The following is a 13,899-nucleotide window of genomic DNA, read 5'->3' on the forward strand; positions in this document are numbered from 1 at the left end:
TGTTCAATATGAAAAATATATATATAGTAGTGTTGCTATCTCTTGTGGTATTATTCAATGGCTGCAGGGAGGATTTTTTGGAGACAACTTCCACACAAACGGTGGATGAGCAAGCAGTGTTCAATGATACCCAATCGGCTATGTTGGCTGTAAATGGCTTGCATAAATTGATGTGGACGGGTGATCTGTCTAGTTCGGCTTTTTATGGCGGTTACGATATGTTGATGATTTGGTATGAGGTGATGGGGGATGATTTGGTATATACGTACAGCAATGCGCAGTTCCAAAAGCAGGCTCAATGGTCGAGCCATCGGAATGCGACGATCGGTAGCGCGACCCATTTTTATCGCTTGTTGCAATATTTTATCTCTAACAGTAGTATGATTATCGATAATATCGATGCTGCGGAAGGTTTGGAGAGCGAGAGGAATTATATCAAGGGACAAGCCCATTTTTACCGGGCTTTCGCCTATTTCACGATGGTACAGATGTATGGCGGCCGTTATAAGGCAGAGGGCGATAACACGCAATTGGGTGTGGTAATTCGTAACGATAACTCAACGGAGCCGAGAGCGAGAGCTTCTGTAGAGGAGGTGTATACGCAGATCAATGAGGATATCGACTTGGCGATCCAATTATTGGGTGCTACGGAGGAGAAACGGACTAATAAGTCGCATATTGATTTGCACGTGGCTCGCGGTTTGAAGGCTCGTATCTTATTGACGCAAGGTAAATGGTTGGAAGCGGCTGAAATGGCTAAATTGGTCGTTGATCTATCAGGAGCCAAATTGCAAGATGATACCTATACGACATTGAATGATCGTTTTAGCGATCAATCAAATACAGAATGGTTGTGGGGATCGAATCCTTTGTTGCAGCAAGCTCCGAACTTGACTCACTTCCATGGATATATGTCGAATGAGATCATTTCGTATAATGGCAATACCCCTCGTGCGATTTATAATAAGTTATACGACAAGATCAGTGATACCGATGTGCGTAAAGGAATTTGGTTTCCGAGGGCGACCGATCCCAATACTCTTCCGCGACCGATCCGGGCGGAGTGTAACAGTAAAGCGTATGCTAATTATATGGCCAATAAGTTTATCGTATCGGATCCTACGACGAAAGGTGGCCGGGATGTTCCTTTCATGCGCTTGCCGGAGATGATGTTGATCATGGCGGAGGGATATGCACGTGCTGGGGAGCCAGGCAAAGCGGCTCAGGCTCTTTATCCGCTGGCAAGTCATCGGGATCCGGAGTATACATTGTCTACGAAAACGGGCGAAAACTTGATCGAAGAGGTGATGACTCAACGTCGCATAGAGCTTTGGGGGGAAGGTTTCCGTTGGTTCGACTTGAAACGTTTGAATATGGATTTGGACCGTGGACCGGCTCCTCGTCCTGAGTTTTTCCCGAATGGTTTGATTGAGTATTGGAACAAAGACGCAATGCCTAAAGTGGTGGATCCAGAAGCTTCTAATTACAATATGTATGGAGATGGAACGGTGACGGGTAACGGGAACAGATATCGTCCGGCCGGACATAGGGATTGGCAATGGGCTATTCCTGATAAGGAGACTCAACTGAATCCGCTTTGCGAACCGAATCCATAAAGTAAATAAATAGTTATGAGAAGATTTTTTTTAATGTGCCTGTTGCCAATCTTCTTGGCGACAGGTGTTTTTGCTCAACCACAAGCGGATGAGTATCCTTATGATTTGACGTATTTCTTACCGGAAGGTTCTCAGGTTTATGACCCTCAGGTTCCTACCCCGGAAAAAATCTTGGGATTCCAGCTTGGAGAACAACATGCCGGATGGGATCAAGTAGTGGAATATATGAGAACATTGGCGCGATGCAGCGACCGTGTCACGATTAGGGAGACGGGGCGTACCTATCAGCACCGTCCTTTTATAGAGGTCGTGTTTACTTCGGCCGAGAACCAAAAGAATATAGATCGACTGAAGGAGGAGCACTTAAAGTTGAGCGACGTGGCGAAATCGAGAAGCGTAGTGATAGACGACATGCCTGTGATCGTAAGCTTGATTTATAGCATTCATGGAAATGAGGCATCGGGTGTGAACGCTTCGTTGGCTGTTGCCTATCATTTGGCGGCGGCACAAGGGCCTGAGATCGAGGAATTACTAGACCAAGAGATTGTCGTGATGACTCCCGGAGCCAATCCGGATGGAATCAATCGGTTTGCGTCGTGGGTGAATTCCTCTAGAAGTTTCACGAATGTTAGCGATATAAAATCACGTGAGTTTACCGAGCCTTGGCCTTCCAGTCGTACGAACCATTATTGGATCGATTGCAATCGCGACCTGCTTATGGCACAACATCCCGAGGGGATCAATGGCTTAAATGGATATTTTGAATGGTTGCCCAATGTGGTCGTGGATCAACATGAGCAAGGGGCGTTACGTCCTTATTATTTCAGTCCGGGACATCCTAAGCGTACCCATCCGTTTACTCCCCAGCTTAATCAAGACTTGACAGCCGAGATTTCTTCTTATACGGCAAAGGCACTCGATCGGATTGGGACGACTTATTATTCGAAGGAGGGTTATGATGACTTCTATTACGGAAAAGGGGCTGCTTATGGAGATGCGCATGGATCCGTTTGCCTGCTATATGAGCAAGGTTCCACGCGCGGACATTTGCGTAATACCCCGAGCGGGGAATGGACCTTTGGCTGGACAATCCGGAATCAGGCCCTAGCCTCTTGCGCTACGCTGGAAGCGGCCAAGGCGATGCGTACCCGTTTGCTGACTTATCAGAAGGAATATTATGAACGTACGGCTTCTGAGGCGCGGAAGGAGGCGGTACAGGGCTATGTGTTCGATACACGCGGATCTAAGTCTGTCGCTTTTCATTTCTTGGAGAATATGGCCCGTCATCATATCGAGGTCTATCAGTTGGCGAAGGACTATCAAGTCGCAGGTAACAAGGAGTTCCAAAAAGGTTCAGCCTATGTCATTCCGGTGGCGCAAAAATACAGTACGATGGTTAAGGTGCTTATGGAGGATTGTTTAGAATATACGGATAGTACTTTCTATGATATCTCTACATGGACGTTCCCGCATGCGTTTAACTTGGAGTGTGCTCCGGTGAAGAGTGTCGCCGGATTGATGGGTGATCGGATTGAGCGAAATGATTTTCCGCAAGGACGGCTCATCGGCGGGGAAAGCCGGGTGGGGTATGTGTTTGAGAACCGGGAGTTTTATGCGCCTAAGGTAGTCTATGAGTTGCAGCGTAAGGGGATTCGGGTCAGTGCGACCAACCGTCCGTTCCAATTTAAGAACGAAGAGGGAGAATGGACGATGGGCTATGGTACCTACCAGGTATTGACGCATAATCAGCCGCTTCCTTCGGATGTGCTCTATGCGACATTGGATGAGTTGGCGAAAAATACGGGAGTGGATATCTATTCGGCCAACACGGGATTGATGGCTGATGTGGATTTTGGCAGCCCGGCTTTTAAACCATTGGAGCAGCCGAAAGTGGCTATGTTGGTAGGACGTGGCGTAAGTATCCCGGAATCGGGTGAGATTTGGTTCTTGTTGGATAAGCGTTTTCAGATGCGTCCGGTATTGATAGAGAACCCGTCTTTGACAGGCAAGGACTTGAAGGCTTACAATGTTATCATTTTGGCTAATGGTGTTCCAAATCTAACTAAGGGTACCGAGACTGCCTTGAAGGAGTGGGTTGCTGCCGGAGGAGTGTTGATCGCTACCGGAAAGGCTAGCGCATGGGCTAGCAAACAAGGGCTTATCTCTTTAAAGACAAAGGAAACATTGCTTGAAAAGGCGGACAGCTTATCGGTTTATCGTTCTTTTGCGGATAAGGCGGAAGCAAAAGCCGGAAAGTTGATCAAAGGGGTAATTCTGAACTGTCATTTGGATAAGACGCATCCGCTAGCTTGGGGACTTGATCAAGATGAGATCGCTGTTATAAAAACGAATGATATCATTTTCCAGAAAGATAGGGATCCATATGTTTCGCCTTTATATTATACCAAGAAGCCCTTGTTGTCGGGATTCTTGTCGGCGGATAATGCGAACCTATTGAGAGAGGAGCCTGCTATAATGGTGAAACCTTATAGAAGCGGTAAGGTGATTGTTTTTGCTGATGATATGAATTTCCGTTCTTACTTCTTTGGAACTAGTAAGTTGTTCATGAATGCGTTGTTTTATAACAAATGTATGTAGTTGTCGGATGAGTACGCAACGAAATATATTGTGTCTCATGGCTCTTGTTTTATCAGGAGCCATGGAATTTGCCAATGCTTGCACGTCGGCTATCATTTCTGGCAAGGTAACACCTGACGGACGTCCGATTATGTGGAAAAATCGCGATGCGGAAAACTTGAAGAATTGTGTGCGGTCCCATTTATCTCGCTCGTTCCATAATCCTTTGATGGGTATCGACTTGAAAGATGGAAAACATAATAAGCCAGAGACTTCCGGTTGGTTTGCGGAGCAGGATTTTATCGCTCGTAGAAGTACCTCTTGCGCTGTGGCTATTCAAGGTGTACGGCCGGACGAGGATGCTTCGTTCACTACGATGTGGACGGTTATCGGTTACCCACCGGTTACTCCTGCGGTTCCGGTTTGGTTGAAAGGCGCCGATAAGAAGTTGCCCAAGGCGTTAACTGTCGATCAAAATAAACATGCTCCGTTATGTGACGCGTCGAACATGCTTCGAGATAAGATTTACAGTTATCATCGGGGGACGAATACGGAAAGTTATTTCCATTGGGAATTACTTTTCAATCTAAGCGGCAATGGGTATATGCAGCAAACCGAGCGATTGGAGGAGGAGTTATTCGAACGTTTTTATTCCTCCATCGAAACGTGGCGATCAAGGTCGGTAATTCCCGAGGAATTGGTTTTCAATTTGTATGATGATTGTGATGCATTCCTTGATGAGAAGACACTGAGGTGAGTATCCAAAATATTCCTTTTCGCTATTCGCTCTGTAAGGCATTTACCGGATTGCGGGATGCCGCCTTATAACTATGCCTGCTTACGGTCAGTAGCGTAACCATCAATACGATACCGCCGGATAGCAGGCATGTTCCTATGGATATGTTTACCCGATATACGAAATTCTCCAGCCAACAACTCAGCGAATACCACGTGATAGGAACGGCAATTGCGAAAGCGATCCCTACCCAGCCGATAAACCGACGATTTAATAGATACAAGATCTCCCCGGCCGTAGCCCCGTTTACCTTACGGATACCGATTTCTTTCGTACGCTGCTGGATGGCATAGAGAGCCATGCCGAATAATCCGAAGGCGGTTAGCAGGAGGCTGATGATCGAGTACATGATGAGCAAATGTGCCAGTTCGATCGTTTTTCGGTTAGATAACATAAATTCCTCGTATATATCTTGATATTCGAAAGGTACGTTGGGGTTGATCTTTTCCCATGTTTGTTGCAGTAAAGCTAGAGCCTCGGCTCTGTGCTCCTTTTTCAGTCGGACTTGGACGAGGTTATAGGGGGGAGTATGCGTTAGGTAGGTCAAGCTAGGGTAAACCTCTTGTCGTAAGGTTCCTGTATATAGATTCTCCACGATCCCTGCTATAATCGCTATCGGTTCTCCCTCCTTTTCCATCTTCCCGAATTCAGTGTCGTAAAGGCGGACAGGCTTACCCACGGGATTCTCGCCTTTGGGCACGAGCAAACGTGCGTATTGTTCGTTAATATAGACGGGTGTGCTGTATTGTTTTAGAGCCTCTCGCTCTGAGAGTCCTTGAAGAATGTTTATCTTCATAACCTTTAGGAAAGTACTATCACCTTCGTATTGGCCTAGCGTATAATTTAGTTCGTTTCCGTTTTCGTCTTTCAAGACCATTGTCCGCAAGTTGAACTGTATGATCCCGCTTTTCGAAAGGCACATCTCTTCTATGGAAGGATAACGCCGGATCTCTTCAGAGAAGGTCTGTATATGGTTCCCACTCCAGTCGGCTATTTCGATGAGATCTCGGTAACGTTCACCGCTTGTCTGAGTGAGCGTTAGTTGCTGCCGTACGATCAGCGTGGCGAATACCAGAGCTATTGAGATGGCGAATTGTAAGATGGAGAGCCCGCCTATGATTGTCCGCTTCCGGGTACCGGTGGTGAATGATTTATACTCGGAATGGGAAAGGGAGTTGATCTTATGGCTCATATATAATGAGGGGATAATGGATAGAGCTAGGATGAGTGCCACGATCACAGGTAAGACCTGTCCACTGAAGAAAAATCCCAAGGAGATACGTCCGGAAACGATCCGGTTGAAAGCCGGCAGGAAATCCAGTGTAAGTAATAAGGATAAAAAGAAAGCGATCAGCACGGTAAGGAAAGTATCCAAGAATAGCTGGCGATGGATTTGCCCAGCCGATGCTCCCATCACTTTCTGGGTGTAGATCATCTTTACCTGTTGCAAAATGCGGGAGAAACTTAGGTTGGCATAATTGAAACAGGCGATCACGAGGATTAGGATGGCCGAGAACAAACCAACGTACAGTAAGTCTTTCTGGTTTCGGTGGATATAGGGGATGTATTCTTGTGTATAGGTTTGCTCTTGGAAATAACTCTCTTGGAGGGTATAGAAATAATACTGTCCGGTTCCGTTGAAAGTAGGTACCTTATCATCCTTTAGTTTTTGAGTGAACGTATCGATGTTGAAGAGATCGTTTACCAGTAATAAGGTAGGGCCGCCATTGAATTGGGAGGTAGTGCCTGCCAATGCGTTGAACTTCAAGAATGATTGAGGGTACTCTTTGATAACGGCGGCGACCTCGTAGGTAATCGTCTCGTTCTCATAAGCGTACTTTGCCAAGAAGGTTTTACCGATAGGATCCTCGTTCCCGAAGAATATCTTCGCTTGGTATTCGGTCAACGCAATTGCGTTTGGTTGGGTTAATGCCTTGTTTATATCTCCTGCCATTACCTTGTAAGGGAAAAAGCGAGGAAAGGAGGGATCAGCTCTGACGATCGAGATTGGGTCGAAGCGCTTTTCTCCTATCGTGATGGAGGCGGCATTCTCTATGTTCAGTCGTAAATAATCCTCAACTTCCGGGTATTGGTCTTTTAGCTGCACAGGGATCGGCCCTTTAATAAAAGATACTTTCTCTCCGGAGGTCAAGGGAGAGTCTTGTGCCATATAGATGATATGCGACTTATTGGGATTATGGGCTTCTATCCTAGATTCATAAATGACGTATGAGATCAGTAGGTTGGTACAAGTGATGCCTGCCGCCAGGCTCAATAAGGAAATGACGGCGAACGTCTTGTTTCGCCACCAGCTACGGAATATAAGTTTTAGAGATATGGATTCCATGGTTTTATCTGTTTGTTGGTTCAAAGCTATCCGGTTGCGTGGAATATGGCAAATAAAATCGGAGGAAACGATCGTAAAGAACTGGATTTGTCTAAATATTGGACACTGAGACCCGGGAAAAGATCGTATCTTTGCGTACGAAAAAAAGAGGAGGCTTAATGCGTGACGCGAAGATTATAGTCGTAGATGACAATGAGGCGATATTGAGAAGTCTGCGGACGGTCTTGTCCCATGAGTTTAAGACGATCGTTACCGTATCATCTCCCGTATTATTGCCTGCCCTTTTGCGGAATGGAGATGTGGATTTGGTTTTACTGGATATGAACTTCGGCACTGGAAAGCAAGGCGGAGGGGAAGGACTTTTCTGGTTGGATCGTATCTTGGAGCTTAAGAATCCTCCGGCCGTTATCTTGATAACCGCTTTTGGGGATATCGAGTTGGCTGTATCTTCCCTTAAAAAGGGAGCCACGGACTTTATCGTGAAACCTTGGGATAACGAGAATTTGATTCAAGCACTTACCCACGTCTTGGAACGTCGTGCGGAATCAGATGAGAGAGAGATTTCCTCTGTGGCAGAATCTCTAGTCTCCCATCCTTGTACGTTGGAGGATATGGAGCGGCAGTTTATCGCCGAGGTATTGAAAGAAAAGAAAGGGAACCTGACGCTTGTGGCTCAACAATTGGATATTAGCCGCCAGACCCTTTATAATAAGATGCGGAAATACGGGTTGTAGATTATAAGGAGAGTAACCATGGTTAACCGGAATTTATACCTGAAGATTATAGGGAGCGTTTCCTTAATCGTACTTTTTGCGTTACTTGGATCTGTATTGTTGATAACCGGTATTTCTTATTTTTTATCCTTTGTATGTCTGTGTGTTATCCTGTTGATAACTCTGTTGCTAATCCAGTGGATAAACGGTACAAATCGTAAGATCGCTATTTTCTTCGAGTCGGTTCGTAATGGGAATACAACTTTGCGATACCCGGATAAAACGAATGATCCCTTTGTAAAGGACTTATATGCGGAAATGAATCGGATTATCCTCCTATTCAGTCAAAACCAGAATGAGATGGAAGAGAAGCGCTTGTATTACGAGAGCATCTTGCGGGTACTGACGCATGAGATTCGTAATTCGATTACGCCAATCCGTTCCTTATCTGCTGATCTGTTGAAATATTCCGATACATATACTCCGGAGCAATTACGGGAAGGTTTGGAGGTTATTCATGGGCAAGCGAAAAATCTATCCGCTTTCTTGGATTCCTACCATCGTCTGACGCATCTTCCGGAGCCGGAAAGAACCGAGGTGCCTATAACCTCTTTATTTCGGAAGATGGAACGGTTGTTGTGTGCCGAGGCGGGTAGCGACCGTATTCGTTTCTCCTCTGCGGAAGCTTTAACGGTACATGCGGACCAAAACTTGATTGTGCTGGCTCTGATTAACTTGATCCGTAACGCATTACAGGCGATAGAGGGGCAAGCGGATGCCATCGTCTCCGTAGAAGCCTTGGAGGCTGATGGTAGGGTATATATAACTATAACAGACAATGGCCCCGGCATTTCTCCGGAACTATTGTCTGCTATTTTTACGCCTTTTTTCTCTACGAAGTCCGGTGGTAGCGGCATCGGTCTCAGTATCTCCCACCGCATAATGCGATTGCATGGCGGCGATTTAACCGTTGATTCCTTGCCTGGTGTCCGTACCGAGTTTCGTATGACGTTCTAGAATATGACTTTCTTGATTTTTTCAACAATCAAGTTGAAAGGCTCGGCTTTTACATGGCTGCATATTCTCACAACGTCTCGTTTTGTGTAACCTCCTATTAATTGGCAAATAACGAAGCTTTTCTTTGTTAAGTTTTTTGTTAGCATAGAGTCTTCTAAAGGAAATGTATATTGTGGATTATAGTTTTTGGAAGATATCATAGCTAGGTAAAAGAAATCTTCAGCTGCTTGCAAATCATCGTTTGAGATGACAATAGCCATGTGAGGTTTGGTTATTCCATTAGGAAATAGATAATTGACTTCTACAACATCTCGTTGATGTATTTTCATTCGATGAGATATTTGGATATATATGCAGCCATGGATTGTCTGGAATGGGCTAGAAATAAATCTTTCTCATTCATAGAACTGAAAGGTTGGCTATCGCTTTTCCTTTGGTTGGAAATGTTGTGTTTAGCCATCTTGGGCGACGAAACATTTCTAGTTGGTCTGGTTTTTGTCGTTCTCATATCTTTTGTTTTTATGTTATTGGCAAATATACGTATTTATTTCAAAAGATCTCCTGTTTAAATGGAAAAAGAGATTATGGCCAAAGCTTATGGTATGACTATAGCTTTGGCCATAATCTCTTATAAGATTGTCTGATCAATACCCCAACTCAAATGGTTGTTCTACGGCAGGTACGCCTTCGGACATCCATTTAGGCATCTTCTCCTTTTTTAGGTAATGGTTGAAGAATTGGAACATGCGGCGTTGGAAATCGATGCGGTTTGCCATATGCATCGGCCAATGCGGTTCGCCTGTATAATTTAGTAACCAGCAAGGTTTACCTAACCGTTTCATGGCAACGAAATACTCGATACCTTGGTACCAAGGCACATGACCATCGGCATCGTTGTGCATGATCAATATTGGGGTCTGCACCTTATCCATCGTGAACAACGGCGAGTTTTCCAGATAACGAAGCGGAGAACTCCATGGCGTAGCTCCTAAACGGCTTTGTGTATGCTCGTATTGGAAAGAGCGGGCCATGCCGGAACCCCAACGGATACCGCCATAAGCGCTAAACATATTTACGACAGGCGCCCCAGACTCGATAGCGGAGAATAAATTCGTGCGAGTCGCTAAATAAGCTACTTGGTAACCTCCCCAGCTATGTCCTTGCGCACCGATCCCTTTTTCGTCGATATATCCTTTGGCGATCATCATGGTGATACCCGGCATCAAGCAGTTATAGCAGCTTTCTCCCGGATAACCATCTACATAGCGAATGTCCGGGTTGAAGATGACATATTCGTTGCTATTGTATAAGTGATAATCGATCGTAGAACGATGCGGTTCCGGCATACGGTAATTATATAAAGTCTCCGAATTCCGCTCGTAGAAGTTTACCATCATCGGGTACTTCTTGTTCGGATCAAAATTCGCCGGCTTATAAACGACACCTTCCAGTGGACGGCCGTCCAAGGAAATCCATGATACCAACTCGGCGGTACCCCAGATAAAACCTTCCTGCTGTTTGTCTCCATGCGTCAATTGCACGGATTTCTTGAACGCCAAGGTCGAATAGTGGATATCCGGGTATTGCTGGAAGGTTTCCATCGTATAGATCACGTCATCCGTATTCTTCGCCTTGTTGATAGATCGCAGCATATAATTACCCGCCAGCAAAGTCTTCGGGGCGGCAGGAGCGGAGAGGCGTGCGTTGTAGAATCCGTATCCTTTTGTGGCCTCGTTGAATCCTTTTAATAATTGCAGTTTGCCGAGGTCGATAAAGCGAGCCTCTTTATCCAGTTGTTCCAAGCGGTAGGAAAGTTTCTCCTTCCTTCCGTTCACGGTCAGGTTGATCGGTGGGGTGGCCGCGGTCGGATCGAATTTCCAGATGTCGTAACGATCATAGATCAAGAGATTTTGATCATTCGCGGTCCAGCCGGCGGCTCCATGCGCATAAGGATAATCGGGAACGTCGTTCTCCTCGTCCCAAGCCGGGAAGCTTTCCGGAGTGGTTAGGCGATATCGCTTACCTTCCGCCAAGGCGATCGTGTACCAGCAGCTATCCGTCTCGCCATACCAATATGCATATTTACCTTGTGGGGAGAGGCGGAAACGGCCATAATCCGCTTGGGCGATTTGCTTGCGCTCCCCGTTATCCAACGATACGGTATAATAGTCGCTGCGTGTGCGGGCCTCCCACATGGAAGACAAAGAATAGGGACGGGAAGTGGAAAGGAGCGCCAAGGGTGCGTCACCCTCATTACCCAATTGGATATTCGGTAATTCCTCATTCGCCAATTGGAAGATAGAGCCGTTGCCCAGATTATAAACCGCTTGATAGCTTTTCTTTAAGCCTTTTTCCTTGTTATAATTCTGTACGGTATATTGTACGGGCTCATCCCAACTCCAAACCTGTACGTTCGGACGATTCTCGGCTAGTTGGGTCGTGTCTTTTTGCCTCGGCTCCGGTGAGGTACCGAAGAATAGGCGGGAAGCGGACTTCGAGAATTGAAGCATCCCGTTCTCATTGATTACCCATTCAGCGGGGAAAGCCTTGTTTCCACGGGTGGCGATTTCTTTTGCGGGAGCGTTATGTTCGGATAGCCATAAACTTAACGCTTTGTAAGAAGAATCTTTGTCGGCGCAATATAAGAAAGCTAGCCGTTCCCCTTTCTCGTCGAACGTGGTTTGTTTGAATACGCCTTTTCCCTCTTTGATGAGCGCCGGACTTCCTTTCTCTGGATTCAAGGTGAATATACCTGCTTCTCCTTCCGCCGCGCTCGTGTAATATAGCATACCGCTTTTCTTGGCGAATTGGAAATCCGTTACGGTCGGGAACTGGAAGGTCTTGCTTCCATCCAGCGAACGGACGTACAAAGTGGAGTCCTTCCGGCCTCTTTGATAAGCGATCCAATCCGCCTTGTCCGCTAATTTGAAGGTTTTGAGGGAGTCTATCGTCTCCTTTTTACCGGCGACGGAATAGATTACCAAGGTGTTCATCGGCATCTTGTCCTCTTTCGTCTTCAATACTTTCAGGGAATCTACCGTAGACTTTCCGGGTGTTTGCGTGACAACCAGATAACCCGAGGAAGCGGAGAACGCGAACTTATCGGCCGGAGAAAAAGTGGCGGTCTCTTGCCCTTGGGCCGCATACAAATAAACGGTAGCGTCACCTTCCCAAGGTTCCATCTTGCAGGCTACCCATCTTCCATTGTCCGAGATTTCCCGGTCTGTGATTCGTTGCCAAGTGACTAGGTCATCGATTGTCAAGCTTTTAGAGGCGTTTTGTGCGAAGGCCGGGGAAAGACTTCCCAGACATGCTACAAAAGCCAAGTACTTTAAGTGTCTCATCGTGGTTGTATATTGATTTTGAAGCAAAGATAATGGCTTTATCAGAATCTTTATTGCTTTTGACTGGATTTTGCTTCTGGAAAAACACGTACGTGTTTCCGAGAAAACATGTACGTGTTTTTTGTAAAAGTCGTACGTGTTTTCTGGACAAGGTAATGGCGTTTTTAATGTATTGATTATCAGTGTCCTTTTTGAGCGTTCTAATGATCGCAGTTATAAGCGGCTTACAATGGGCATTATAAAGGTGTTACAATGCCTATTGTAAAGACCTTATAATGGGCATTGTGGTGATAGGAAATTCCTTTGGTCAACGGTAGGAAAAAAGGTTTGTAAGTGGTTAGTTATTCACTTCCCAAGCCGTAAGTTATTCACTAGGTATAGCCGTAAGTTATTCACTCGACAAGCCGTTAGTTATTCACTTGGGAGACCCAAAACAGGGCAGTTTATATTGAATATGTTATTTATTGTAGGAAGATTTTTAGTAAGCCTTTATTCAATGTACGCACGTACATTATATTATATACATGAAAATGAACGGTGAAAACGATCGTTTAGATTAGTCTTTTGCAAAGGTACGCGTTTCTTTGACACTTGCAACCCTTCCTTGCTATTTTTTTTGCCCCTTATCGGCTTTCTTATCAATAGAATAGCCTATCCTTTACGAAACAACCGATTCGGCAGACGAACCTCTCTTTTTCCTCCTTTAAAAACGCAATATCTAAACGATCGTTTAAACTAGTCGTTTCGGTATAGACGAAGGATGATTAAGGATTTGATAGATATTCAATTAACACTATTATTAATATTTAAATTTTCGATTTATGAACAGAAAGATTTCTACATTGTTTACGGCGGGTCTGCTGATGGCGGGTTCGTTGTGCGGTAGTGCTTGGGCGCAAAGTTCTATTCAGCAATTGGCTGGCTTTGTGAATGGACAGGGGACGTTTACCGCAACGCCTGCTACGGAATTGAAGGCTGGACACCAGTATGTATTTGTTAATGATCAGACGAATAATGAGGCTTATGGTCATGAGCTATCGGGTAGCACCATTACAGAGTCTACGATAGGATTATCTACGCCTCTTGCTGATAATGATGATGTTAAACAGTATGTTTGGACTGTTGGCATAACTGAATCTCCGAAAGGCTTCTTCTCTTACAATTTTACGAATGTTGAGACAGGAAAGCTTTTAAGGGTTAATGTCGGCTTTACGGCTATAGAGAAAAACACGAAAGTAGAGGATAAGAATACGAATAAGGATTTCGTATTTGATGGATCTTCTGTTTCTGCTCTTACGGGAGGTGCATATTCTGGCACGAATAACAATTTGTATATTTATTCATCTTCTACTCCTCTCAACGGCTTGAATTGGGGTAGTAATGTGTCAACAGTATCTACGACGATTGCGGCTCCGCATTTGAAATAATTAAAGTGGGGAAAATGTGGGTAAAAAGAAAAATGCAGAAAAACACAGCAATATAACTATAT

General features: G+C 45.2%; 9 protein-coding genes. 6 read left to right on the forward strand and 3 right to left on the reverse strand.

Annotated elements, in window-relative coordinates; all coding sequences use genetic code 11:
* Window positions 1–8: 8 nt before the first annotated feature.
* The 3 genes from ACESPU_RS17220 to ACESPU_RS17230 are packed head-to-tail and all read left to right on the forward strand — an operon-like array spanning window position 9 to window position 4,950.
* On the forward strand, window positions 9–1,616 hold the full coding sequence (locus ACESPU_RS17220) for a RagB/SusD family nutrient uptake outer membrane protein (protein WP_121961545.1): 1,608 nt from the start codon (window positions 9–11) through the stop codon (window positions 1,614–1,616).
* Window positions 1,617–1,631: 15 nt separating this feature from the next.
* Window positions 1,632–4,214 carry a M14 family metallopeptidase gene (locus ACESPU_RS17225; protein WP_121961544.1) on the forward strand — a complete coding sequence of 861 codons (2,583 nt, stop codon included), beginning with the start codon at window positions 1,632–1,634 and terminating at the stop codon, window positions 4,212–4,214.
* A 37-nt stretch (window positions 4,215–4,251) separates the two neighbouring features.
* Window positions 4,252–4,950, forward strand: coding sequence for a hypothetical protein (locus ACESPU_RS17230; RefSeq protein WP_303391528.1), 699 nt, complete (start codon window positions 4,252–4,254; stop codon window positions 4,948–4,950).
* A 22-nt stretch (window positions 4,951–4,972) separates the two neighbouring features.
* Here the strand turns inward: ACESPU_RS17230 and ACESPU_RS17235 are convergent, their stop codons facing one another.
* Window positions 4,973–7,336 (reverse strand): ABC transporter permease, encoded by a 2,364-nt coding sequence (locus ACESPU_RS17235; RefSeq protein ID WP_373133560.1) that lies wholly within the window; start codon window positions 7,334–7,336, stop codon window positions 4,973–4,975.
* Between the two features lie 158 nt (window positions 7,337–7,494).
* On the opposite strand from ACESPU_RS17235, the gene ACESPU_RS17240 reads away from it, so the two are divergent.
* Both ACESPU_RS17240 and ACESPU_RS17245 read left to right on the forward strand, forming a co-directional pair.
* A complete protein-coding gene (locus ACESPU_RS17240; RefSeq protein ID WP_005867508.1) occupies window positions 7,495–8,070 on the forward strand; it encodes a response regulator in 576 nt (191 codons plus the stop codon).
* A gap of 18 nt (window positions 8,071–8,088) precedes the next feature.
* A complete protein-coding gene (locus ACESPU_RS17245) occupies window positions 8,089–9,066 on the forward strand; it encodes an ATP-binding protein (protein ID WP_005867510.1) in 978 nt (325 codons plus the stop codon).
* Here ACESPU_RS17245 and ACESPU_RS17250 read toward each other — a convergent pair.
* The gene (locus ACESPU_RS17250) at window positions 9,063–9,395 is read right to left on the reverse strand and encodes a type II toxin-antitoxin system PemK/MazF family toxin (protein WP_008777861.1); all 333 of its coding nucleotides are present in this window, start codon (window positions 9,393–9,395) and stop codon (window positions 9,063–9,065) included. The two genes, ACESPU_RS17245 and ACESPU_RS17250, sit on opposite strands and share 4 nt — an antisense overlap.
* A gap of 315 nt (window positions 9,396–9,710) precedes the next feature.
* Entirely contained in the window at window positions 9,711–12,410 is a 2,700-nt protein-coding gene (locus ACESPU_RS17255) for a prolyl oligopeptidase family serine peptidase (protein ID WP_373133561.1), read from the reverse strand.
* A gap of 821 nt (window positions 12,411–13,231) precedes the next feature.
* On the opposite strand from ACESPU_RS17255, the gene ACESPU_RS17260 reads away from it, so the two are divergent.
* Window positions 13,232–13,837, forward strand: coding sequence for a hypothetical protein (locus ACESPU_RS17260; protein WP_373133562.1), 606 nt, complete (start codon window positions 13,232–13,234; stop codon window positions 13,835–13,837).
* Window positions 13,838–13,899: the final 62 nt, after the last annotated feature.

It is taken from the genome of Parabacteroides sp. 20_3, from assembly GCF_964238835.1.
Classification (GTDB): Bacteria; Bacteroidota; Bacteroidia; order Bacteroidales; family Tannerellaceae; genus Parabacteroides; species Parabacteroides distasonis.